The 24,824-nt window shown below is 44.8% G+C and carries 17 protein-coding genes; 2 read left to right on the top strand and 15 right to left on the bottom strand.

Features of this window, described 5'->3' with window-relative positions; all coding sequences use genetic code 11:
- Positions 1-119: 119 nt before the first annotated feature.
- The 4 genes from H8S65_RS17290 to folP form a co-directional block, all read right to left on the bottom strand.
- Positions 120-1,319, bottom strand: a complete 1,200-nt coding sequence (locus H8S65_RS17290; protein ID WP_186931110.1) for an acetate/propionate family kinase — start codon at positions 1,317-1,319, stop codon at positions 120-122.
- 24 nt (positions 1,320-1,343) lie between these two features.
- A complete protein-coding gene (gene pta / locus H8S65_RS17285; RefSeq protein ID WP_186931109.1) occupies positions 1,344-2,360 on the bottom strand; it encodes a phosphate acetyltransferase in 1,017 nt (338 codons plus the stop codon).
- 132 nt (positions 2,361-2,492) lie between these two features.
- The gene (gene cdaA, locus H8S65_RS17280) at positions 2,493-3,278 is read right to left on the bottom strand and encodes a diadenylate cyclase CdaA (protein ID WP_005644656.1); all 786 of its coding nucleotides are present in this window, start codon (positions 3,276-3,278) and stop codon (positions 2,493-2,495) included.
- 4 nt (positions 3,279-3,282) lie between these two features.
- Complete coding sequence (folP, locus tag H8S65_RS17275; RefSeq protein ID WP_186931108.1) at positions 3,283-4,143, bottom strand: dihydropteroate synthase; 861 nt, start codon at positions 4,141-4,143, stop codon at positions 3,283-3,285.
- Positions 4,144-4,239: 96 nt separating this feature from the next.
- Here folP and H8S65_RS17270 point away from each other — a divergent pair, with 96 nt between their 5' ends.
- The gene (locus H8S65_RS17270) at positions 4,240-5,526 is read left to right on the top strand and encodes a UDP-N-acetylmuramoyl-tripeptide--D-alanyl-D-alanine ligase (protein ID WP_186931107.1); all 1,287 of its coding nucleotides are present in this window, start codon (positions 4,240-4,242) and stop codon (positions 5,524-5,526) included.
- Between the two features lie 653 nt (positions 5,527-6,179).
- On the opposite strand, the gene H8S65_RS17265 is transcribed toward H8S65_RS17270, so the two are convergent.
- The 8 genes from H8S65_RS17265 to H8S65_RS17230 all read right to left on the bottom strand — a co-directional run bounded on the left by H8S65_RS17265 (position 6,180) and on the right by H8S65_RS17230 (position 19,267).
- Positions 6,180-7,526, bottom strand: a complete 1,347-nt coding sequence (locus H8S65_RS17265) for a Gfo/Idh/MocA family protein (RefSeq protein ID WP_186931106.1) — start codon at positions 7,524-7,526, stop codon at positions 6,180-6,182.
- 19 nt (positions 7,527-7,545) lie between these two features.
- On the bottom strand, positions 7,546-8,262 hold the full coding sequence (locus tag H8S65_RS17260) for a 3-keto-disaccharide hydrolase (RefSeq protein WP_186931105.1): 717 nt from the start codon (positions 8,260-8,262) through the stop codon (positions 7,546-7,548).
- Between the two features lie 11 nt (positions 8,263-8,273).
- Entirely contained in the window at positions 8,274-9,062 is a 789-nt protein-coding gene (locus tag H8S65_RS17255; RefSeq protein WP_186931104.1) for a cupin domain-containing protein, read from the bottom strand.
- A gap of 57 nt (positions 9,063-9,119) precedes the next feature.
- Entirely contained in the window at positions 9,120-10,688 is a 1,569-nt protein-coding gene (locus H8S65_RS17250) for a RagB/SusD family nutrient uptake outer membrane protein (protein WP_186931103.1), read from the bottom strand.
- Between the two features lie 23 nt (positions 10,689-10,711).
- Positions 10,712-14,113, bottom strand: a complete 3,402-nt coding sequence (locus tag H8S65_RS17245; RefSeq protein ID WP_255489301.1) for a TonB-dependent receptor — start codon at positions 14,111-14,113, stop codon at positions 10,712-10,714.
- A gap of 220 nt (positions 14,114-14,333) precedes the next feature.
- The gene (locus H8S65_RS17240; protein ID WP_186931101.1) at positions 14,334-15,317 is read right to left on the bottom strand and encodes a FecR domain-containing protein; all 984 of its coding nucleotides are present in this window, start codon (positions 15,315-15,317) and stop codon (positions 14,334-14,336) included.
- Positions 15,318-15,385: 68 nt separating this feature from the next.
- Positions 15,386-15,955 (bottom strand): RNA polymerase sigma-70 factor, encoded by a 570-nt coding sequence (locus H8S65_RS17235; protein ID WP_186931100.1) that lies wholly within the window; start codon positions 15,953-15,955, stop codon positions 15,386-15,388.
- 1,023 nt (positions 15,956-16,978) lie between these two features.
- Entirely contained in the window at positions 16,979-19,267 is a 2,289-nt protein-coding gene (locus H8S65_RS17230; RefSeq protein WP_186931099.1) for a DUF2339 domain-containing protein, read from the bottom strand.
- 118 nt (positions 19,268-19,385) lie between these two features.
- Here H8S65_RS17230 and H8S65_RS17225 point away from each other — a divergent pair, with 118 nt between their 5' ends.
- Positions 19,386-19,907 carry a very short patch repair endonuclease gene (locus tag H8S65_RS17225; RefSeq protein WP_222616312.1) on the top strand — a complete coding sequence of 174 codons (522 nt, stop codon included), beginning with the start codon at positions 19,386-19,388 and terminating at the stop codon, positions 19,905-19,907.
- Between the two features lie 6 nt (positions 19,908-19,913).
- Here the strand turns inward: H8S65_RS17225 and dcm are convergent, their stop codons facing one another.
- The 3 genes from dcm to H8S65_RS17210 are packed head-to-tail and all read right to left on the bottom strand — an operon-like array spanning position 19,914 to position 24,813.
- Complete coding sequence (gene dcm, locus H8S65_RS17220) at positions 19,914-21,143, bottom strand: DNA (cytosine-5-)-methyltransferase (RefSeq protein WP_186931098.1); 1,230 nt, start codon at positions 21,141-21,143, stop codon at positions 19,914-19,916.
- 4 nt (positions 21,144-21,147) lie between these two features.
- Positions 21,148-21,873: an Eco47II family restriction endonuclease gene (locus tag H8S65_RS17215; protein ID WP_186931097.1), complete on the bottom strand. Its 726-nt coding sequence runs from the start codon at positions 21,871-21,873 to the stop codon at positions 21,148-21,150.
- Positions 21,874-21,891: 18 nt separating this feature from the next.
- Positions 21,892-24,813 carry an alpha-L-arabinofuranosidase family protein gene (locus H8S65_RS17210; protein ID WP_186931096.1) on the bottom strand — a complete coding sequence of 974 codons (2,922 nt, stop codon included), beginning with the start codon at positions 24,811-24,813 and terminating at the stop codon, positions 21,892-21,894.
- Positions 24,814-24,824 lie beyond the last annotated feature (11 nt).

Raw genomic sequence — 24,824 nt, 5'->3', positions numbered from 1 at the left:
TAAACAAATAACCCGTAACCCGTTGCGGACAGGCATAAAAAAAGACCGCCCCAACCGGTGTCGGGGCAGTCTAAACACTAATCCTAATGTTTTGTAAGCTGTGAGGATTAGAATAATTATTATTTACCTAATATATCCATCGTATCGGCAGCGATCATATATTCTTCGTCTGTCGGAACCACGATGATCGTAACCTTGCTGTCCGGTGTGCTGATGACCATTTCTTCACCACGCATGCCTTCGTTCTTTTCAACGTCGATCTTCATGCCCATGTATTCCATGTTTTCACAAACGACACGACGTGTCGCCCATTGGTTTTCACCGACACCACCGGTCCATACCAGGATATCGCAACCGCCCATGGCAGCAGCGTAAGCACCGATATATTTCTTGATACGGTAGTTATAAACGTCCAATGTCATAATAGCCCGCTCGTCTCCCGCAGCTACCGCATTTTCCAAATCACGCATATCGGAAGAACCGCCTACCAAACCGGCAACACCGCTCTTCTTGTTGATCAAATCCGACAAGCCGTGGCCGTCCAAGCCTTCCTTATCCATAATGAAGGAAAGAGCACCGGCGTCTACGTCACCGCAACGAGTACCCATCAGCAGACCTTCAACCGGGGTCAGCCCCATAGAAGTATCAACGCATTTGCCGTGGTCTACGGCAGCGATGGAACCACCGTTGCCTACATGGGCCGTAATGATCTTCTGTTCTTCATAAGGAACACCCAGGATTTCGCAAGCGCGACGGGAAACATAGCGGTGGCTTGTTCCGTGGAAACCGTAGCGGCGCACACCGTATTTCGTGTACATTTCATACGGCAAACCGTACATATAAGCCTTAGCCGGCATTGTCTGGTGGAAAGCCGTGTCGAACACAGCCACCTGGGGAATACCCGGAATCAACGCTTCCATAGCATCGATACCCTTCAGGTTAGCCGGGTTATGCAGCGGAGCCAGATCGGAACATTCGATTACCTTGTTGATCACATCCTGGTCGATCTTCACGCTGGAAGCGAACTTTTCACCACCATGTACCACGCGGTGGCCGACAGCGTCGATTTCGTTATATTCCTTGATGCAACCGTATGTCTTGTCGGTCAGAATGCTCAGGATAAATTCGATACCTTCCTTGTGGCCGGGAATGTCTTTTTCTAAAACAACTTTCTTTCCGTCCTTGTCAGTCAGCTTCAGGAATGCACCCGGCAGACCGATCTTTTCGATGCCACCCTGTGCCATCACTTCGCCGGATGTCATATCGAACAATTTATATTTAATCGAACTGCTACCGCAGTTTAATACTAATATTTTCATGTTTGTAGTGTATGTTATTCGTTATTATTTCTTTGCAGCTTTCAGACCGATCGACTGGTTACATGCAATCGCAACCATCTTATAGACATCGTCAACAGAGCAACCACGGGACAGGTCGTTAACCGGAGCAGCCATACCCTGCAAGATAGGGCCTACAGCTTCTGCACCACCTAAACGCTGAACCAGCTTATAAGCGATATTGCCTACTTCCAGAGTCGGGAATACCAAAACGTTAGCCTGTCCGGCTACATCGCTGCCCGGAGCTTTCAATGAAGCGACTTTTTCAACCAAAGCGGCATCGGCCTGCAATTCTCCGTCGACCTTCAGGTCGGGAGCCATTTCTTTTGCCAGACGGGTAGCTTCGACAACCTTGTCGACCATCTCGTGAGAGGCACTGCCTTTCGTAGAGAAGCTCAACATGGCGACACGCGGTTCCATGCCGACAATATCGCGGGCTGTAGCAGCCGTAGCGATCGCGATACTTGCCAGTTCGGGTGCTGTCGGATTCGGCATTACGGCGCAGTCGGCAAATACGAGGATACCTTCTTTACCATACTGGGGAGTCTTTGTAAACATCAGGAACGCGCCTGAAACGCAACTCATGCCCGGAGCAGTCTTGATAATCTGTAAAGCGGGACGCAACACGTTACCGGTCGTGTTCTGTGCACCTGCGATTTCACCGTCGGCATCGCCGGATTTGATCATCAGGCAAGCAAGAAACAAAGGATCTTCTACTAAAACGGCAGCCTTTTCGGGAGTCATACCCTTTTTCTGGCGCAACTGGAAAAGCAGGTCTGCGTAAGCGGCTTTCTTTTCGTGATTCTTCGGATCGATAATAGTAGCTTGTCCAATGTGGTTCAACCCGTACTGGGCAGCCAGGCTGTTGATTTCAGCAGGGTTGCCAATCAGGATAATGTCTGCAACTTCGTCGGCCACTAAACGGTCGGCAGCTTTCAATGTTCTTTCTTCTGTTCCTTCAGGAAGAACGATACGCTGTTTGTTTGCTTTAGCGCGTGCAATAATCTCTTGCATTAAGTCCATAGCGGAAGATCTGTTTTTATTATATTGTTAGTTAGATATCACGATAATCGGGTACAAAAGTAGGCAAAATGCAATATAGAGTTTGCAAAATCAGTAAAAGATTTACATGCGGACCTATCAGTTTCAGAACATTTAACAATAATTTGTCACTTCCTTCTCCCCTGACAGGATTTGTTGCAAATCTTCTGCCGTAACGTTCACTTCTATTTTACCATTATGGGCGACCGATATCTTCCCGCGTTCTTCCGAAACAATGATTACCAGCGCATCCGTTTCGAGCGACATACCTAAGCCGGAACGATGGCGCAGCCCCATATCTTTCGGCAGATTGGCGTTTTGGGCAACCGGAAGAATGCAGCCGGCAGCCTTGATACGGTTGTCCGCAATGATCATGGCCCCATCATGCAAAGGACTGTTCTTGAAAAAGATATTCTCGATCAGGCGGGCATTGACATCGGCGTTGAACATCTCACCGGTATGCTCATAAACGGTCAGATCGACATCCTGCTGGATGCAGATCAATGCCCCCGTCTTTTTCTTCGCCATATTCATGCAAGCCAGGACAACCGGGGCAATGAACTTCCCTTCGTTCTCCTTGTCGTGGTTCTTCTTCGAAAATATTTTCCCCAGGAACTTCCATCCCCTGTGCGAACCGAGCGCCACCAGAAAGCGGCGTATCTCATCCTGGAACAAAATCACCAGCACGAGGAAGCCGACACTGATAAACTTGTCGAGTATCGCTCCCATCAGGCGCATCTCCAACACCTGGGAAACCAGAATCCAGACAATAATAAACGACACAACTCCACTAAAGATAGCCAGCGTACCGGAATTCTTCATCAACTTATATGTCTGGTACAGGAAGAAGGCTACCAATAAGACATCAATCAGGTCTTTTATTCCGAAATTCATCCACATAATATTAACAGTTGAAAGTTGAAAGTTGAAAGTTGAAAGTCTTTGAGACGAGTTTGACTGCTTCAATTGCGGCCTTTACGTCGTGGACACGAAGGATATCCGCCCCATTCAACAAAGCGACCGTGTTCAGGACGGTCGTCCCGTTCAGGCTGTCGGCAGGCGTTCCGCCCAGATATTTATAGATCATGCTCTTGCGGGAAACACCGACGAGCAAAGGCAAACCGAATTCTTTAAACTCGCACAGATGGCCCATTAACGTATAATTCTGGTCCACCGTCTTGCTGAAACCGAAACCGGGGTCCAGTATAATATCGTTCACTCCCAATAGACGAAGCTGGCGGACTTTTCTGGCAAAATAAAGCATAATCTCCTCCATCAGGTCCGTATAATCGGTATGTTGCTGCATCGTCTGAGGAGTTCCACGCATATGCATCATTATATAAGGTACATGCAAACGGGCAACCGTCCCGAACATCTCTGCATCCAACTCCCCACCCGAAATATCATTGATTATCGCCACACCGTATTCTTCAACGCAACGACGGGCCACATCCGCCCGGAAAGTATCGACAGACAGGGCTACATCCGGATAATGCGCATTCAGAATCTTCAAGGCAAAAGCCAGACGTTGCATCTCCTCTTCCGGCGAGACCTCTGCGGCGTCAGGGCGGGAAGAATAGCCTCCGAGGTCGACGATCTGCCCTCCCTCGGATAGAATAGCCTGTATGCGTTCTTCAATAGCAGCTTCCGTCTGTTTCCGGCTATCGGCATAAAAAGAGTCGGGAGTGACATTCAGAATACCCATCACCAGCGGAGTATCGAGCGAGGTAAGCGTTCCTCTAATATTGAGCGTTTTATGTAACATTCTTATTTTTCTTTCCGACAAAGATAAAGGTAAATACATTAAATCACTACATTTGCGCGAAATAACTCTCATAGAAATTATAAAGGAAAAAAGACTATGACTATTCCTGAACTATATGAATTGTTCATACACAATCCGAAAGTGACAACCGACAGCCGTAACTGTCCTCGCGGTTCGATTTTCTTTGCCTTGAAAGGGGATAAATTCGACGGTAACCAATATGCAGAAAAGGCGCTGGCTTCCGGTTGCGTGTATGCCGTAATCGACAATCCGGACTATTTTATCGGAGAACGTACGATCCTTGTGGACAACGTACTGACGACCTTACAGCAATTGGCTCACCGCCACCGCAAAGTGATCGGCTGCCCGATTATCGGTATCACCGGAACAAACGGAAAGACAACGACAAAGGAACTGCTGGCCTCCGTCCTCTCTACCAAATACAACCTTCTTTACACCGAAGGCAACCTGAACAACCATATCGGCGTGCCTCTCACCTTGCTCCGCCTGACGCACGACCACGAAATGGCCGTGATCGAAATGGGAGCCAGCCATCCCGGCGATATCAAAGAGTTGGTAGACATCGCACAGCCGAACTACGGGATTATCACCAATGTCGGACATGCCCATCTGGAAGGTTTCGGCTCTTTTGAGGGCGTGATCAAAACAAAAGGTGAATTATACGACTATATGCGCCGCACGAAAGGCAAGATATTCATCAACCAGGACAATAAGTATCTGACAGATATCGCCAAAGGAATCGAGCAGGTCACATACGGTTCCGATGAGACGGCTTTTGCCTGGGGATGTGTAGTCAGCAGTAATCCTTACCTGACTTTCGAATGGAAGCAGCAGGGTAAAATCCACACAGTGGAAACCCATCTGATCGGCAGTTACAATCTGGACAATGCCCTGGCAGCCGTTGCCGTAGGCCGTTTCTTCAAGATTCCGGCAGAACGCATCAGCCGTGCCATTGCCGCTTACGAACCGACCAACAACCGTTCACAACTGAAAAAGACTGAAAACAACGAACTGATCATCGACGCCTACAACGCAAATCCGAGCAGCATGAAAGTCGCCTTAGATAATTTCGCCACAATGCCTGTCTCGCCCAAAGCTCTCATCTTAGGCGACATGCGCGAATTAGGTCCAACGAGCGACGAACTTCATACCGAAGTCATAGCCCGGATCAAGGAAGGCAAATACGACAAAGTATTCCTGTGCGGCGAACACTTCCAAAAATCCGCCGGAAAAGACTTCACCACCTATGCCACAACGGAACAACTGATCGAAGCCCTACGCAAGAATCCCCTGAAAGGATATCATGTACTGATAAAGGGATCGCATGGGATGGCGCTGGAGAGAGTAGTAGAATTTTTATAGACAATCTTCAAATCCGGTTCACGTAAAGGAGATACATATCTTTGCAAATATTCATAGATTATCCTCTAAATACCCCCTGGTTGTTTTATTTAATTAGGGTTCACACTGCTTTGGATACTCTGTAGATCAGCATGTTGCTGTGAACCCTGTGAATGCAAGATAAAAAAAGCGGGATTGATCGATAGGATTGGCTGATCGTAAACCGGTTTCACAGCCTTCACAACAAATCACTGGCCATTAGCCTTTTACCGCCGTGAACCCTGTTTTCAGTTTTCTCATATAAGGGATCGGATTGGTTCCTGTCCCATAAAATATAGGTTATAGGCTAAAAAATACAGCCTTTAGCCTGTCCGGGAAAAGCCTATAGGGTAGCAGCAAAAAGGTAGGCATCTATCCGGCAACCGATGCCGACCTTTTCGGGAAGCGACAGGCATCTATTTGCAAAACACCGATGATTCGATTTCAAAACATAGGTGTTTTGATGGATAGGAACAACTTCACAAGAATCCCCTGAAAGGGTATCATGTGCTATAAAGGGGGCGCATGGGATGGCATTGGAGAGAACGATAGAGGTTCTATAAAAAATCAAGCCGGAACCTGCTCTTCCAAACAAGTATCCGGCTTTTCTTCTATTTTTACCATGAAATAGAAATTTAAACAATAGGTTCCCAACCAGGTTCGTACGTGCGACTCCACAAACGTTGAGCTTCCGGATCGTTCACGATATGACCGTTGGCAGGATCGATCATCAAGCGATGGCCCGTACGCCAGGCGATATTACCCAACTGGACTAACAGCGTACTTTTATGTAACTCTTCAATGTCTCCATTCGGGCGGCGGTTCGACTTGATCGCATCGATGAAATCGGCAATATGTCCCATATCCAAGTTTGCACTCGGACTGTTCGGGTCACGACCGTCAATGACATCCTTTGAAGCAAGTTCTTTGACCAGCTTGTTCTTCATATCGAAAATGCGATACCCATTATGCCCTGTTTCCAACGCTCCACCTTCGCCATAGAAGATCACGCCACGGTCACCCCCTTCAGTATCACGAGAGTTGCAGCTACGTCCTTCCCAGGTTACAAGGCAATCGTCGCCGAAACGGATATCGATCGTCTGCGTATCGGGGGTTTCCCAGTCATCCTTATATCGGAAACGGCCACCTTCAGAACTGACCGCTGTCGGGAAATCCAATCCCAATCCCCAACGAACGACATCTATCTCATGTGTACCGTTGTTCAAAGCCTCACCTGTTCCCCAATGCCAGAACCAATGCCAGTTATAATGAATCAGGTTATCCCGGTAAGAACGACGGGGAGCCGGTCCCTGCCACAAATCAAAATCAATCGTTGAAGGAGCCGGTATTTCTTTTCCAAAACCAATCGATTTGCGGTTATTCGTATACCAAGCCTTTGCAAAATGCACCTTTCCGATGACACCATTATGTAAAGCCTCTATTCCTTCCGTCAGCCCAGGCCAAGAACGACGCTGTGCACCGACCTGTACGACACGATTATATTTACGGGCGGCGGCAAGACTCAACTCACCTTCATGAGGATTATGACTACAAGGTTTTTCACAATATACATGTTTGCCCGCCTGACAAGCCATTATAGTTGCAGGCGCGTGCCAATGGTCAGGAGCCGTCACCAGTATGGCGTCGATATTTTTATCTTCCAATATCTTACGAAGATCCTTTTCTATCTTTGGATTACCTCCAACTTTCTTTACGGCTGCAACACCTTTCGCCAATGCTTTTTCTTCCACATCACAGACGTATCTCATTTCCACATCTTTACGACTCTGGAAGTTACGAGCCATACCGGCACCACGACCATTAGTTCCCATAACGGCCATGTTTACCCGTTCGTTCGAACCCATAATATTCGCATAACTCTTGGCACTGGTCGCTTTGAACGACATACCACCGATGGTCAGACCTACACCTGTTGCGGCGACTTGCTTGATAAAGCCTCTTCTTGTTGTTGTATTTTTCATGTCTCTGTTTGTTTTTTAATTATTTCAACACTCTGATTTTTACATTTTTGAATGAAACGACATCTCCGTGATCCTGCAAAAGAATATGTCCTTTTTCGACATCTCCAAACATAGGCTGGCAATTCTTATACTTACTTAATTGCCAGGCTTCCTTATACAATTGGCTGCTACGGTCGAATGTCAGGATTTTCTTTCCATTCAAATAATGCGTGACTTTCGAACCTTTAGCGACAATACGGGCCTGATTCCACTCACCTATCGGATTTACCTTTTTGGCTGATGTCGGGAACATATCATAAAGGCCACCTCCCAAACGATTTCCGTCACGCCCTAATTTTCCGTCCGGGTGGTTTTCGTCATCCATGATTTGATACTCCAATCCTAACCAACCCCCTTTTTCGTACTTGGTGAAGAAGTATTTAATTCCGCTATTGGCTCCTTTCGTGATACGGAAATCCACTTTCAGGTCGAAATCCGAATACTGTTCACGCGTGATAATATCGCCTCCTCTTTTACCATCCTGCTTACGAACCGTCATCACCCCGTCTTCAATCTCCCAGCCGAATGCGGGCGGAATGTCTTTCCCGACAGAAGTCCATCCATCCAGATTCTTTCCATTAAAAAGCAGCACCCAGCCCTCTTTCTTTTCCTTGGCTGTAAGCTGATTGTCTTGTGCCCCGACACTTCCTGTCCACGTGAACAGAAGCGCGACTAAAAATACAAACACTTTTTTCATATCCATTTCTATTATTTTGTTCTTACTACAATAAATTTTAAATTATCTCCACCGACCTTTCGAATACTATGTTTTGAATTAGGTGAGCAATAACAGCACGAAAGCGCTTCAATAATTCGTTTTTCACCATTAATAGATACTTCGGCTTTCCCTTCCAGTATAAAAAAGACCTCCTGCCCCGAATAATCGTCTTGCTTATATAGATATGAATCTGAAAAAACATGTAACTGGGCGTTCAAACCTCCAGCCGACATTTCTTTTGTCAGATACCACATATTTTGCCTCCCGTCTTTTTGGATATGAAGCGAATGATCAAAAGGAATCAAGCAGTCTTTCATAGAATAATTTTCTTTCCCCGGTAAAAAAGGTTTTGACAATTTTCCCCGTATTTCACGTTTGAACATCAGATACCTGATCGGTTTATCGTCTACCCTTCGAATATTATGAGAAGAATTTCCCGGAGCATAAAAAGCATCCCCCTGATTGAGAACATGCTCTTCGCCATTCAAATGGATGATGGATGTCCCTTCGACCATATAAAAAAGTTCGTCTTCAAAATGAGAATGAGGTTCATGTGTCTTTATTCCCTTATCTACACACGACATCTTTACCGAAAGAGTATCCGCAATTCCATCAGCAGGAATAAACCAGAAAGCCCAGCCTGTACTATTCTTAATCACACACTCTTCTGAAAAAGGAGTAATGCAATCCGATATTGTGTACTCTTTCTTATTTTTTTGTGCAAAAGATGTACAGACAACTAATAACAAGAAGCTTACAGCAAAACTTATTTTATTCATGGCATTAACAAATTACAAGTTTATAATGAGGGTGCCAATACACCCTCATTATATCAATTACAACTGCGTATATCCCTTATTCTGAATAATCTTACCAGGATTAGACTGCATGACAGTCATCGGAATAGGATAAGCAAGAGCATCATCGCTCCAAGTAAAGTCTGAATAACCATCAAATTTTTGTTCAGCTGTCATAACATCTTTTGCCCGTCCCGTACGCACCAAGTCAAACCAACGGTGGTTTTCGAAAGCCAGTTCCACACGACGTTCTTTTTCTATAGCCAATAACAAGTCGTTAGAGGTTGAGAAATCTGAAAGCGTATAATCCCGTAATAAATCCGCAGCAGGTGCAATCTCAGGATCTCCCGGAGTATTACGTGCGCGTTCTCTAATTTTATTTACATAGTCGATAGCAGTTTGCTTATCACCATTCGTACGGACAAGAGCTTCGGCATATAAAAGATAAATATCGGCCAACCGTAATTCGATCCAGTTGTTATCGTTGTCCGAACCGCTTGATGAGACATCATAATACTTGCAAACATACTTTTCATTTTCCCAAGCTCCCGTCTTTGCATTCATCCAACCGTCACGCATGGAAACATATTTACGCGGATCACCAACTTCATAAGCATTGGACATATCTTGCGTAGGTGAATTTTCTCCTCCTTTATCTCCCACCAACACAACTTCCTTATCAGAAAAACGAGGTGCGAAGTTATTATTCCAAGGACTACCGGTAGCTCCACCCTGCGTTCCTTTCTTATATTGGACCTCAAAAAGGGACTCCGACGTGTTCTTGTTGGATACTTCAAACAAATCTTTATAGGTTGAGACCAAAGAATAACGAGAATTGCCAATTACAGATTTAAACTGGTCGATTGCCAATTTATAATACTCGTCTCCTTTATTCAACGGATAGCCGGCCATCGTCATATAGACTTTTCCTAATAACGCGGTCGCACCACCTTTCGTTACACGTCCGATATCAGTAGAGCCGTATGATTCAGGCAAATTGTTTTCTGCATATTTCAAATCTTCAATTATCAGGTCATACATTTCCTGAAGAGAATTTCTTCCCATTTCATAGGCTTCCGCCTGTGTAATCTCCCTATCCACTTTAATAGCGCCCAGCAGTTCTCCATTCACTCCATATCCTCCGAATATCCGATTCAGATAGAAATAAATCAATGCACGCAAGAATCGTGCTTCCGCCGTATATTGAGCTTTTAATGCTTCACTTTTAAATTCGATATTTTCAATCCTTCCAATCACGATATTGCAGCGCAGGATCGTTTTATAACTATCATCCCAACAGCTGGCCAGGAAATTATTTTCCGGCAATAAAGGAGATGAGAATTCATCAATTCCTTTTTCGTTTGCCGGATTTCCGCTCAACCAAGAATACGTTGTGTTATCCGAGCGAATTTCACCCAAGCGGACATACTGTTGGTTGTAAAGGGAACGTAAATTCCCGTAAGCCGACAATACAGCTTGGTTCATATCCATTTCTGTCCTGTAAAAACCATCCGAGTTCAGATCTGAAGGAGGATTCTTGGTAATAAAATCATCACTACAAGACATACATGACAGAAGCATTGCAAATAATAAATATCTCTTTTTCATAATTGAATCGTATTTAAAGATAATTAAAATGTAATATTAGCACCGATGATGAAAGAACGGGCAGCCGGATATCCCAAGTAGTCACCACCCTGCGAAAGACCGCTTTCACTGCTGGTCTCCGGATCATAACCAACATAGTTTGTAATCGTGAAGAGATTCTGTCCCGTCACATACAAACGTAGCCCTTTCATTTTCATCTTTTCTATCATTTTCTGGTCAAAATCATACCCAAAAGTCAAGTTCCTCAATCGCAGATAAGAAGCATCCTGTACCCAAGCGGAAGACGGGTCACGTTGCCATCCCGACGGCGTACGTGTCGGACGGAAGTGAATGCCATCACCCGGTTGGTCTTTCGATTGCCAACGTCCCAGCTGTTCAATCAAACCATTACGGTCACCATGATAAATACCACACATACGCTTGTAGAAACTAAAGACTTCCGCTCCATAAGAACCTGTAAACTGAACATCCAACGTAAAGTTTTTGTATCTGAAAGAATTACTAAATCCAGCCGTAAACAATGGGTTATTATCACCTAAAATTGTTTTGTCATTTTGATCCAGTTTACCATCCTTGTTTACATCTTCATAATGCCCATCACCCACTTTATCACCACTTAAATGTGGATATTTGGCCAATTCTTCTTCACTCTGAAAAACGCCTAAATATTTATAGCCATAAAAACTGGCGATCGGATATCCCGGTTTCGTAATGAACGCGTTATTCGCATTAGCAGCACTTCCATAAATAGGTCTTCCATCCACACCTACTTCCAACACCTTATTCTTATTGAATGAAATATTAAAGTTGCTGGACCATGTAAAATCACGTCCTGTGAAGTTCTTGGTATTCAATGTAAACTCCATACCTCTATTCTGGACCTTACCTATGTTCTGCATCTGGGAAGAATAACCTGTAATTGTTGGAATCGGCACATTCAATAAAAGGTCGATGGAGCGACTATCATAGAAATCACCTTCCAAACGGATACGATTGTTGAACAAACCTAATTCAAAACCAACATTATACTGGCGGGTACGTTCCCAACCTAAATCATCATTCGGCATCGTGTTCGGATTTACCGTGTTTTGTACAGCATCACCTGTCGGATAGAAACCGGTAGACAGCAAACCGATAGCCGAGTAGTTACCGATACGGTTATTACCAGAGATACCGAAGCTGGCACGGATTTTCAAATCGCTAATCTGTTTTACCCCCTGCATGAATTTCTCCTGTGAGATACGCCAACCTAAGGAGACAGAAGGGAAAGTACCCCATTTCTTGTTACGTCCGAAACGAGAAGAACCATCACTACGAAGAGTAGTCGTCAACATATACCGATTGTCATATACATAATTGATACGTCCCAGATAAGAGATCATGGAATATTCTGATTCGTCACTCGTCAACGCATACATGGTTCCAGCATTCAAGGTCGTAATATTGTCATTGGCATACCCACGTGCTTCCCCTTTCATGTGTTCGTAGGAATGAGACTGTGTCGTATATCCCAACAAAGCATTGAAACTGTGTTTGTCCGCCAAAATAAAAGAATAGTTCAATGTATTCTCAATCACCCAATCTCGATCTGTCCACCGTTCGTTGATGCCCTTTGCAGGACGGGGAGCCTTCGAAGAGTCGAAATCCACATAAGAGGGTTCGAACTTCTTCTGGATATTATCCTGAATTCCACCATTGATACTGATACGGTATTTCAAATTCTTGATAATTTCCCATTCAGCAAAGATCGTACCCAACCAACCGTGACGTTTGCGCTTATTCATAACCTGATCTGCAATACCGATCGGGTTAGCCACATCGCCTGCCAAAATTTCCGGGTTACGGACCATCGAACCGTATGTCCCATCTTCATTATATAATGGATAAATAGGCGGCAAGTTCAACGCATACATGACGGGAGAATCTTTACCATTTGCCTGTTCCGTACCATTTGCATAATAAGCCATCAGGCTCATCCCGACATTCAAACAATCAGCAATCTTAGAAGACACATTTGTACGGAAATTAAAACGCTCATAATCTGTATTACGGACGATACCATCCTGGTTCGTATAACTACCGGAAAATGTATAACGTGTATTTTCAGAACCTCCATTAACCGACAATTCATACTGCTGTGTCAAGGCATTGCGATACAACAAATCCTGCCAGTCATTATCCGGCATTTGTGCTACAGAAGCCGGATCAAGGAAATTATATTTATAACTACCCGTTCCATCCGGTATCATATACTGGCTACTCGCACCGGAATAAAGAGCACGGCGGGAATTTGGATCATTGATGGAATGCGGAGACTGGTTCGGATCCGAAGAAATAACTTTTGCATCCAGCCAAGCTTGATTACGTCCGTCAACAAACCATTGGACATACTGGTCACGGTTCATCATCTCGATTTTCTTCTCACGCTGCTGGAATCCGACATAGGCATTCAATTGTACAGTCGGTTTCCCAATTTGTCCCTTCTTCGTCGTAATAATGACAACACCGTTTGCACCTCTTGAACCGTAGATTGCAGTAGAGGAAGCATCTTTCAAAACCTGTATACTTTCTATATCTGAAGAGTTTAATAGGCGGAAAGCACCGCCCTCCATCGGATAACCATCCACAACATATAAAGGATCATTGGACTGTGTAATAGAGCCGGTACCACGAACTTTTATCGTCAGCCCCTCACCACCAGGAGCACCGTTTGTCTGCTGGATCAATACACCTGGTACTTGTCCGGCCATAGCTTCTCCAAAGTTGACAGCTGCACGGTTTTTCAGATTTTCAGAAGAAACAGATGCAACAGCAGTTGTTACATCCGACTTTTTCTGCGTACCATAACCGACAACGACCACTTCATCCAGAACTTCGGTATCTTCATTCAATTTGACATTAATATTCCGTTGATTCCCCACAACGATTTCCCGTGGTGCATATCCAATAAAGCTAACAAGTAATATGCTTTTATCAGAAGCTTCCAATGTGAAATTACCATCTATATCGGTTATCGTACCATTAGTCGTGCCCTTCTCAACGATATTGGCTCCGATAATCGGTTCACCATTCGCATCTACGATCTTACCAGTGATCGTCTTTTTATCCTGAACGATTGCTTTTGTCTTTAGTACCAATGTGATGTAATTATTCTCAAAACGGTATCCAATATTCGTACTTTTGGAAACCTCTTCCAGATAATTGGCAACACTTGCCGACTTTTTTTTGAAAAAAACGGTCCGGTTGACATCGACATCTTGATCTCGAAATACAACCAAGTATTCGGTCCGTGCCTCGATCTCTTTTACCAGTTGTCTGATAGTCATACTATTCTGGCTTATCTTGATTTCTGCATTTTGCGCCCCGGCATCAGCAGCCATTAACTGGCACACACAAACAAACAAAAGGAAAAGTGATATTCTCATAATTCTAAAAAAATCTTTAATGCGGTTATTATGCACAATAAAGGACTGTAACAAAGTTTTTCTTTTCATATCTTTGTTCTAAATTTAAAGTGAATACTAAATAATTACGACTTGTGTTTGCTTTAACTCCGGCGGCAGTTGTTGGTAGCTTCTGCCGCTTTCGTTTTCTTTTCTACTGTTCTTTCATCATAGGCTATACGTTTTTATGTTTGACATGTTGTTATTTTAAGGTCACTATGTTCCGCTCTGTGTCTTTCTCTACTTTGAATTTGCGGATTTGCTGCAATACGCGGAAAACATCGTCGAGGCTGTCGCGCTGCCTGAATTTTCCCGTATAAGTATCTTTGAATAAGGACGTATCTTTTACTATGATCTTTACGTCATAGTAAAGTTCCATCTTTTCCAGAATATTGATCAAAGGTTCGTTCTCAAAGGCATAGATGCCATCCCGCCATAAAAAATGAGCTTTCAGGCGAATCGGTTCCACCCTCATCTTCCCGTTCGAGACAGTCACCTGCTGGTCCGGTTTCAAAGTGATCCCGTCAGACTCCCTTTCCCGGAAAAAAACGCGTACGGAACCTTCCAACAAGCTGGTTTGTACATACCCGGTCGCAGGGTAGCTGCACACGTTAAACTGAGTACCTAAAACTTTCATGTCGACATCATGTGTGGAAACGATAAAAGGACGGGAAGGATCTTTCGCTACTTTGAAGAAGGCTTCCCCTTCGATCGTAACATTCCTTTTATCACCGGTGAAACGGGCCGGATAGATCAACTTCGACTTCGCATTCAGCCAGACTTCCGTCCCGTCCTGCAAAACCAGTTGTGCCCGCTGTCCGGCAGGAGTGTATAAAGTATTCATCACATTTTCCGATAAAAAGTCCGTTTGCTTAGGCTGCGCGTACCAATATGTCAATAAACTTGTTGAAACGACTAAAATGAGAATAGCTGCCGCATACCCGATCCGGCGTGTCCAACGCTTCCACATCACGGTGTGTTGCTTTTGCAAAATAAAGCGGTCGTATTTTTGTTTGCCGATTGCTTTATCCTGTACCTGATGTCCTAAGTTCAACAAGGCATATAGATTTTGATATTCTGCAAATTCTTTTTTGAGTTCTTCGTTCGCCTCGACATCGCGCAGCAGGGATAGTCGCTCTTCCGTGGAAAGTTCTTCATAAAAGTATTTATGTATCCGTTCGTTCATATTTTCCGCTTTTGTTCTTAATAAACGGATCAGGGAGCCAAAACCCCCAAGAGGATAAACGGATTTTTTTAATTAGCGAGTAAAAATATTAATAAGGGGAGATAGTCTTTCAATTCGCTTTTAATTTTCTTATAAGCGATAGCCATTTGGTTTTCAACGGTTTTAAGGGAAATATTCAATTCGGTTGCTATGTCTTTCTGCTTTTTACCCTCTATTTTGCTTTTGATAAAAATTTCCCGGCATTTTTCAGGCAGAGAGTCTATCACTTCGGTAATGATCCGTTCGATATCCTGCTCGGAGAGTATGGACTGATCGAATAATTCCAGGGAGGCAAGTTTCATCCGCAAAGTAGCCTGATATTCTTCCTGCATCAGGCTGACAGCTTCCTTCACTACAATGCGGTGGCGTAACAGGTCGATACAACGGTTCTTGATCGAGGTAAAAAGCAGGGCGACCAGATTCACATCATAAGCCAAGATCTCTTTCTTTTCCCACAGTTCGGTAAATACGTCCTGGACTATATTTTCTGCGTCTTCTTCTGACACGACATATTCCAGAGCGAAATATTTCATCCGGGAAAACCAAGAGACATATATTTCTTCAAAATGGTCGGATAGTATTTTCTTTTCAACCAGCATTTTTTTCAATGTGAATTAAATCACGAACTTCTCGATCTCCAAACTCTAATCTTTAAATTATATATGAAGTGTGAGAGCTGTGACTTATCTATCAGAAAGGCTCTGGAAAACCGTAGAAGTAAATAAGCAACATACTCCCACACCATATTTACAAATACGATGCGGGATACGTTAACTCATTCTTCTTCTATAAATTTTCCAGATTTTTTCTGAAAGAATCAGTTAAACAACGCAATTGTGCTATTTGCACAATGCAAATATAGTAATAGTTATTGGTTAAACAAGTAATTTAAATTTCCAGAAAATTCCCTAATGAACCGATTCTTCGAAAAAAGTTACATTGTAATGTTTTATTCATTATTTTTTCAACAGCGGTTGAAATAAGTAAAAGGAGGCATGGCTTCTTTCTCCAATTTGATGCAATATCTTTTTGAATTAAGGGAAGAACGATCTTTTAGTGTTATCATTGATGAATTTCAAGAACGGCAATGATACGTATCTATAAGACAGGAACAGTATGGATTTCGTAAAAACAGAGGTCTTATTGTAAAATACCGGTTCCTTGACAACAATATACAATCTTTAATAATAGGGCTGTAATCCGGCTTTTTTGCGGGCAAAAAGGGCTTTGTCGCCTGAGGTGCGCAGTTTTTTGCCACGAAGACGGTCATAATTGCTCTGAAGTGCGCAGTGTATATAGCATGACGACCGTCTTGACGGCGACGAAGACGGTCGTAAAGGAAACGAAGACAGTCGTCGTGGCGGGAAAGCCCCGGAATCGGTTTGGGATATACGGGAAATGTCTCGACTTTTTTTATTACAGGCGATTCTCCTGGAGTTCAGGTTTTCCACAATATCCGTTCTTCCTCCTATCTGATTACAAAGAGACATCGTTTTTTCATTTCCCGCCTACGACGTTTTTTCAATCGTTACCAATTCCGGTAAAAAGCCGGCAAAAAGTCAAATCAAAACGATCCGGAATTTTACCCGAAATAGAATCTGGACCCATCTGGGGTTATTGTATTAACTATTTGCCAACTCTTCCCGGTCTTCTTCAAACAAAACCTTTTTCAACTTCTGGTAAAGGAATGAAAGGACAAGTAGGATAACACCCAGAATGATAAAGATAATAATCTTTCCGATGGTCGGCAGCAGCCACAAATCGATCACGACCAACTTAAACAAGACAATGCCGAAAGTCGTCAGGCTGATCATACGCAAAGACTTCAGGTGCAGCCGCATGCCAATCGCCATTTCCGCAAATCCGGCAACCGTGAGGGAAATGGAGAAACCGGCACTCGCTTCGTCGGAAAGGGAAAGCTGATTCAGCAGACTCTGCACGGCAAGCACAAACAAGGCTGTGGAAACGATGCTGATATAAACGGTCATCCGGCTGGCTACTTTCGTACGGTAATTGAACACAGCATAATATTCTTTTGCCAGCAAACAGATATGTGCAATCAGGATGATAACGGCCAACCATTCCAAAGAGTCCAGAGCCGTCCATACAAAATAGCGGCTTGTCAGCAGCAGATACATATACCATACGAGCGGAATCAGCAAAGAGAACGCATACAACCTATGATAACGTTCCACCGGGAAACGCCTCCTCATCCCTAAAAGCATCACAAACAAAGCTGCCGCGGTAAACGACAGCATCAGCCCTTGCGACAAATACCAATCGTCCACATTCCGCGCGAACTCGATCATAAACGCCACATAAAGGACTACGCTCCCGTCCAAAAGGGTCAATGCGCTGAACGGGGAATATTTCAACACGGAAACAGTCGTGAATAACTCCTTCTCGCGGGAGAGAAGCCGGGCAACCAGCAGAAAAGCCACACCGACAGACACTCCGGTAGCAAACATTCCGTTAGCGAACAGGGAAGGACGCATGCCGGCCCCCAATATTTGCTCGATATCCATCCAGTAAGAGACATTCGCCAGGAAGAAAAGGATCGCGACAAAATATTCATAAACCGGTATCCGCCATTTGATAAAGAGCCACAGGACGATCACCATCTCACAAGCCCACAACAACGTGATGAAGGTCCCGTCCATCTGAATCGGGATCGTGATAGAGACAAAAGTCAACGCCAAACCGATAAGCGCCGAATACAACACACCGTTCTCCGCCCTCCTGCGGTTCAGGGCAAACGCAATCCCACCGTTCACAACTGCTATAAACAAGGTGAACGCTCCCTTAATATCCTGTTCGAGATGCAGTTCCCGCAGGAAACATAAACAGAAAAAGAGGTAAAGGAAATTATTCAGCACCACGACCATCATGAGCAACTGATTGATCTTCCGACTGTCCGAACGGAACACAGATACAACCGGCAAGAGGAAAATCAGGAAAAACAAAGTAGCAAAAAGCAGCAGATGGATCAGTTGTGCATTCCCTGCCACATCCAGATCGGCAGTCCACCAATAGCCCGTCAGGATCAGGTAGCTGGCAACAAAACCGACAATCGGCAACTCGCCCCACCTCTTATAAAGGGAGAGACCGAACATACCCGTATTCAGAACCGTCACATAAATGAACAGCACCAGGTAACTCCCCATGCCGTTGCTGACAAGGAAAGGTGATATAAAACCGCCTACCAACGCAATAATAGCCAATTCGCGCCGATTGTAGAAAACAGAAAGGACGGACATCAGGATCGTAAGCACCACCAAAATGACAAAGGCTGTCGCCTGGCTGAACAGCCCGTAATAATGGTAGGCCATCGCGACCGTGACATAGAAGATAGCAAAAGCGCCGCCCGCCAGCAAGGAGCTGAACGCCCGGTAGGTTTTCTTCAGCCTCTGCGAGATCAGCAGCAGACCGCCGCCGACCACAAAGCCCAGCACGGTGCGGAACACCTCATTGATCCAATTCTTATCGATCGCATACTTCACAAAAAGTCCCATGCCGATAACCAATATCAGGATGCCGATCTTACCGAACAGATTTTCTCCGATAAACTTTTCGTAATTAACCGGTTTACGTTTCTTTTTGGGAGGCGCCGGCTTAGGACGAGTCCACGTTTTAAGAGGCGGGGGCGCCACCGGAACAACAGGTTCTTTCCGAGGTTCCGGTTCCGGCTGTTTTACCTCAGGCTTCGAAGTCTCTTCATCCACTCTTATTTCGACAGACAAAATCGGGATATGGCACTCTTCCTCCGCTACAATTTCCCGCCCTTCCAATTGCTTCCTTAGACTGGCTATCTCTTTTTTGAGAGACTCGATATTGGCAATTGCCTTACCTATATAGTTATGCAGGCTGATCCACACGACAAGAAGTAGCAAAACGAAAAATGCAGTTTCCATAATGTTGCTGTTTTTATTAACAGCGACTAATATACGGATTTATTTAAATATTATCCTTATTACTCTATTTTACTTATTTTTGTAGGTGTATATTCCAGTTCATTAATGACAAACAAATATGGTGAATAAGTATAAAAAAGGAAGCCGGAGCTATACAATGTCACGTATCAAAGGTAAAGACACGAAGCCTGAATGGATCGTGCGCCGCTACTTGTTTGCGCGAGGATACCGTTATAGGAAAAATGTGAAAGGCTTACCTGGAACGCCAGACATAGTATTGAAAAAATACGGTGTCGCCATTTTCATACATGGCTGCTTCTGGCATGGGCACAGCATAGATGGACACATTCCACATACCAATAGCGATTATTGGCAAAAGAAAATACAACGGAACCAAGAACGTGATATGCGTGACAAAGAGGCATTGAAACAATTAGGCTGGAAAGTCATGACTATTTGGGAATGCCAACTAAAAAAAGAAGTACGCGAAAATACATTGAAAGAAATGGAATATTGGATAAACAAATCATTCTTGGACAAATACAGGTCAAAAACATACCACATAGAAGAAAGCCAACCCTCCAACAGCAAAGTAGCAGAAGAGTTGGTTGAATATCAAAGCACCAAACATTCTAAATAAGATATCTTACAACCGTTCTATATCATTAAGTAAACGAACCAACGAACGCCCGACCGCATAGGCCAAATTTACAGGGACAGCATTACCAATTTGCTTATATTGGGAAGATAATGTCCCCGAGAACATCCATTCATCTGGGAAAGTTTGGATACGTGCATATTCACGCACCGTCAAAGGACGGGTTTCTATCGGATGGCAACGTTCTGTTTGCTTCTGAGCCGGAGCACAAGTCAAAGTCAAACTGGGTTCATCTAAAGAAAGCCGACGAGCCATTCCGGTTTTACCACCTTCCAATTCAAAACTTCCACCCATGTATTCCCTTTGCACGTCTATCGGCAGATCGCGCCAATAACCACCCATTGGTACCATTTCCATCACCTTCAATTTCTTCAATGGATATTTTTGCCCATCGGAAGCCGGCACATCACAATCATATAAATCCCCCTTATAAAAAGCATCTCGCAAAGTCATGACCCTATGGAAAGGCGAAGGCCAATAAAATTGAACCTTATCAGCAAGGTCATTGCGGATTGCGATCAAAATGAGGCGTTCCCTTTTTTGCGGGACTCGGAACTGGATTGCCCGTAAAACCCTTGGTTCCACCAAGGTATATCCTAACTCTTTTACCGCATTTTTGATTGTATCAAGTGTCCTCCCACCATCATGCGCAGCCAAACCCTTTACATTTTCGCCCATGAAGACCTTTGGTTTGATTTCCTGTACAGCTCGAGCCAATTCAAAAAACAATGTTCCTCGTGTATCATTAAAGCCTCCTTGCTTACCCGCATACGAAAAAGCCTGACATGGGAAACCACCGGACAAGAAATCAACCTTCCCTTCAAATTGCTTGAACGAAATCTGGCGCACATCCTGTTCAGCCACACGCCATTCAGGCCTGTTATATTGCAAGGTGGCACATGCATCATGGTCTATTTCATTCAACAGCACATGCGAAAAGCCTGCCTTTTCCATACCTAAAGCCAATCCACCGGCACCGGCAAACAATTCAATCGAGGTATAAGGACGTAACGGCAAAACTTCCATTTCCTGCTCCCATGAAGAATCGACCATCTCCCTGATTTCAGGGACATGAAGCAAATCTTTCACATAAAAAAACTTCCTTCCGTTTCCATCCTTCTTCGGGACGAACGTCCCACTGTTTTCCCATTTTTGCAAAACAGCTTTGGAAACGCCCATTATATTCGCAAAATTATCCGCTGAAACTATACCATCCATAAATTTAGAAGTTTTGGAAACCTGCATACGTTTTAAATGCCAACAAATACAAACTTTTAAATGTATCAGGCGACAATTCACGTAATTCATCATAAACACTATTTACAATACACCCCCGCTGCAATTCATCAATTACATCATCCAAAATATCCGGCAAAGCCTTACATAACTTGAAAAAAGCGTCCTTGTCCCCGAAAACGATTTCATAAAACTTATCAATCGAGACTCTCCGTATTTTTTCATGGGAAAGACCATCTTTATTCCATTTTTCATTTCGAGATTTCGTAGCAATGACTTCCACCAACATACAAACAGCTTGGTCATCATGTAAAATCTTATTTTGCATATTGGCATATACGTTTGTCCCGGCTCCACCATTCATTGTGTTATGTTTATTTTTCAACTCCACATAAATATGCCGTTCATCATTAATGACATCAAAACCCTTATCCGGCACTTTCCATCCATTACCTACATATTTAAAAAGATTCTGATGGAAATACCCAATATGGTTCGTATTTGTTTTATCTATTTGCCTGACACACTCTGATTCTATGATTTCTTCAAAACCTTTGCCATATATCTTAGCATCAAATGTCAGTTTGATAGGATCAATGATGTTTTTATTGAATTGCTGTAAATCTATTTCATTACGATACAGTTCAACCGTTTCCTTTACATGATTATATATATTTTCATTGGAAATAAAACCAAGATTATAATCTCTCATACTGCTATACTTTTTGTTTCACTTTCGCAAAGATACTTTTTTTATCCGGATTACGGAAAGCGAATATGCCGGCAATTCGCAGGTAAAATCACATCCGACTGTACAATCAGAGGTCTGCGGTTTCAAATCCGTATCTTCCAACGCGCCGGATAAAACAGTCTTGACTGCGTGTGTATCGGCAACTACAACTCCGTCCAGCCTGATGTTTGTGCGGGTTGCAGCCGGCAGGATATTGACTAATTTCACGACCAGGTCGCCCGTTTTACTATCTTTTACGACAGATACGGGGAGACGTTTGGCAATATCGCCCGACGGCTCGGATAGTCTGACCGTGACTGGCAGATACTCGTCGCCGGCATTGAGGCCATACATTTGCTGAACATAATAGTTGACGGTCGGTTTCACAGTCAGGTTGTCGAAATAAATCAGATCCGGATTCCATTGCATATGTCCCTCTTTTGCCAGAAGCGGGGCGTAGGAGGCCATGCTGACAATATCGCCGTTGCGTTCCAGGGAGGTCATATACGCCGCTTCGGCCAGCGACACTTCCAGATTATTAGGACGACCCGGAAGATGGGCGGCATATTCGCCTAAATAGACTTTCGCTCCCTTTCGGTTATACGAATCGTAGAAATGCTGGTTGTTCAGGAACCAACCTGGCGTCTGGTAATAATGTTCGTCTACCATCGGAACGCCCAATTTATCGACAATATCCCAACCTTCTTCATAATCCGTACCTTCATTGAACGGCCCGGCTGTTCCGATCACAGTTATTTCCGGATGTTTCTCTTTCAGCACACGATAGATCATTGTAAAACGTTCTTCGAAAGCATCCGTTATCTGGTCTTCGTTGCCGATCCCGATATATTTCAGATGGAAAGGTTCGGGATGGCCTGCTTCGGCACGCACACTTCCCCATTTCGTGGAAGCGTCTCCATTTGCATATTCCACCAGATCTACAATATCCTGTATAAAGGCATCCATTTCGCACATCGGAACACCTTGCTGTCCGCCCCCGCGGGAGTTCTGGCAGCATACGCCGGCGGCAATAACCGGAACCGGCTCCGCACCGATATCTTCGCTGAACTGGAAAAACTCATAATAACCCAACCCTTTTGTCTGGTGGTAGCCCCACAGGTTGCGTTGCGGTTTGCGGCTTTCCAGCGGGCCGACCGTCTCTTTCCAGTTGTAGATATTATGTACGCCATCGCCATGCGCCAGGCAACCTCCCGGAAAGCGCATGAAGCGCGGGTGCAGGTCGGCTATCGCCTGTGCCAGATCGGCACGCAAACCGTTCGGACGCCCTTTGAAAGTCTTTTGCGGGAAAAGCGAAACCAGATCGAATTCATACTTTCCGGCTTTTTGCGGAACAAGCGCCAGCACGGCAGAACGCACGTCGGCCGTTGCCGTCAATACGGCTTTTTGCTTCTGCCACTCTTTGGAAGTGGTAGTTACGGAGGTTTTGGCAACCACCTCGCCCTCCTGGTTCAGCAACCGGACGTCCACCTTCCCGCCCTTACTGCCTTCCGGAATACGGGCAAACAGGGAGAAGTCATATTTCTCGCCCCGTTTCAGGGAAATACCGTCGAAACCGTCATTGCACAAAGCGGCTCCCGGCTCCTGCACATCGAGCACGGCATAATGAGGATTATTCTCGTGTACAGGATCGGTGACAGCTATCGTAAGCGTGGCGTTTCCGTCTTTCGCGTGCCAGGCGTAGCCGCTATCCCACCCCTCGCGCGAGCCATCTTCCGAAGAATATTCGAAATCGCGGTTCTGGACCAGTTCGGCATACAAGCCACCGTCGGCTGCATAATTCAGGTCCTCAAAGAAGACGCCGAACAATTCATCACTGATCTTTTTTGCCTGGCCGGCATGAACCGTAATATCCGCCTCAACGGGCACAGCGTTTTTCAGGGAATCAGGCAGGGCAAGACGTTCGTTGCGCAGGTTCTCCCGGTACTGCCAGGCGGCCACTTCCGAAAGTATATTATCGACAAACTCTTTCGTAACAGTGATGATAGAGCCGTGTTTGGCATCTTTCGGTATCGAAATGCGATCCGTCACATCTTCCCAGGTTCGGAAATCACGTGTCCGTTTCGCTTCATAACGATGGCGGGTATAGGCGTCCATATAAACGACATAGCTCCCGTCGGACAGCGGGCAAACAGCCGGACCTTCCACCCAGTCGGTTGCAAAAGGTTTGTCACCGGTCGGCAGATACGGGCCTGTTGCATGGTCGCTTACGGCAACCGACAGTTCCTTTTTGGCTTTCGGCCAGATGCGCTCGTCTTTATAGAGCATATAGTATTTGCCATCCTTTTTCTGTATGGTCACGTCGATCACGTTATGTCCCGGATCGAAGAATATTTTTGCAGGGGAAAAGGTTTTGAAATCTTTTGTCGTCGTATAATACATACGATGGTCGTATTTCTCGCCCGGCTCGGTCTTCCACACGCCGTTCTCTTTGATGGTACTGGCCCAAAAGATCACATATTGCCGGTTCTCGTCGTCGTAAATCATTTCGGGAGCCCAGCAGTTCCGGACTTCATATCCTTCCATCACTTTCGGATAGGACTGGCGCGACCAGTGCACGAGGTCTTCGGAGTGAGCATATCCGATTGCGTTCCCGTCCCAGTTCAGCGTCCAGATACAATGCCAAAGCCCGTCCGGCCCCTTCATGACAAAAGGATCGCGCATGCGTTTATCGGCATACCAAGTCCCGTAATCGCATTTCAGGAAGCTATGTTCCGGTCCTATCGGCGTCCAGGTATATCCATCCGCACTCCAGGCCAAGTGCATACCGTTGCGATTCTCATTCTTATCGGTAAAATAGGCAAACAGATAGCGTATATCGGAAGAAGACGATGTCTTTGCCTGCGAAAATACTCCCGGCAACAGGAACAAGATCAAGATAAAGAAGGAAAGATGTTTTCTCATAAGATGACAGC

This window comes from Parabacteroides hominis (assembly GCF_014287585.1).
Taxonomy (GTDB): Bacteria; Bacteroidota; Bacteroidia; order Bacteroidales; family Tannerellaceae; genus Parabacteroides; species Parabacteroides hominis.
This window is presented reverse-complemented; position numbering and strand designations above follow the sequence as displayed.

Excerpts from the sequence above, each read along its gene's own strand:
- H8S65_RS17290 (WP_186931110.1), bottom strand. The coding sequence starts at position 1,319 with ATGAAAATATTAGTATTAAACTGCGGTAGCAGTTCGATTAAATATAAA.
- pta (WP_186931109.1), bottom strand. The coding sequence starts at position 2,360 with ATGGACTTAATGCAAGAGATTATTGCACGCGCTAAAGCAAACAAACAG.
- cdaA (WP_005644656.1), bottom strand. The coding sequence starts at position 3,278 with ATGTGGATGAATTTCGGAATAAAAGACCTGATTGATGTCTTATTGGTA.
- folP (WP_186931108.1), bottom strand. The coding sequence starts at position 4,143 with ATGTTACATAAAACGCTCAATATTAGAGGAACGCTTACCTCGCTCGAT.
- H8S65_RS17270 (WP_186931107.1), top strand. The coding sequence starts at position 4,240 with ATGACTATTCCTGAACTATATGAATTGTTCATACACAATCCGAAAGTG.
- H8S65_RS17265 (WP_186931106.1), bottom strand. The coding sequence starts at position 7,526 with ATGAAAAATACAACAACAAGAAGAGGCTTTATCAAGCAAGTCGCCGCA.
- H8S65_RS17260 (WP_186931105.1), bottom strand. The coding sequence starts at position 8,262 with ATGAAAAAAGTGTTTGTATTTTTAGTCGCGCTTCTGTTCACGTGGACA.
- H8S65_RS17255 (WP_186931104.1), bottom strand. The coding sequence starts at position 9,062 with ATGAATAAAATAAGTTTTGCTGTAAGCTTCTTGTTATTAGTTGTCTGT.
- H8S65_RS17250 (WP_186931103.1), bottom strand. The coding sequence starts at position 10,688 with ATGAAAAAGAGATATTTATTATTTGCAATGCTTCTGTCATGTATGTCT.
- H8S65_RS17245 (WP_255489301.1), bottom strand. The coding sequence starts at position 14,113 with ATGAGAATATCACTTTTCCTTTTGTTTGTTTGTGTGTGCCAGTTAATG.
- H8S65_RS17240 (WP_186931101.1), bottom strand. The coding sequence starts at position 15,317 with ATGAACGAACGGATACATAAATACTTTTATGAAGAACTTTCCACGGAA.
- H8S65_RS17235 (WP_186931100.1), bottom strand. The coding sequence starts at position 15,955 with ATGCTGGTTGAAAAGAAAATACTATCCGACCATTTTGAAGAAATATAT.
- H8S65_RS17230 (WP_186931099.1), bottom strand. The coding sequence starts at position 19,267 with ATGGAAACTGCATTTTTCGTTTTGCTACTTCTTGTCGTGTGGATCAGC.
- H8S65_RS17225 (WP_222616312.1), top strand. The coding sequence starts at position 19,386 with ATGGTGAATAAGTATAAAAAAGGAAGCCGGAGCTATACAATGTCACGT.
- dcm (WP_186931098.1), bottom strand. The coding sequence starts at position 21,143 with ATGGATGGTATAGTTTCAGCGGATAATTTTGCGAATATAATGGGCGTT.
- H8S65_RS17215 (WP_186931097.1), bottom strand. The coding sequence starts at position 21,873 with ATGAGAGATTATAATCTTGGTTTTATTTCCAATGAAAATATATATAAT.
- H8S65_RS17210 (WP_186931096.1), bottom strand. The coding sequence starts at position 24,813 with ATGAGAAAACATCTTTCCTTCTTTATCTTGATCTTGTTCCTGTTGCCG.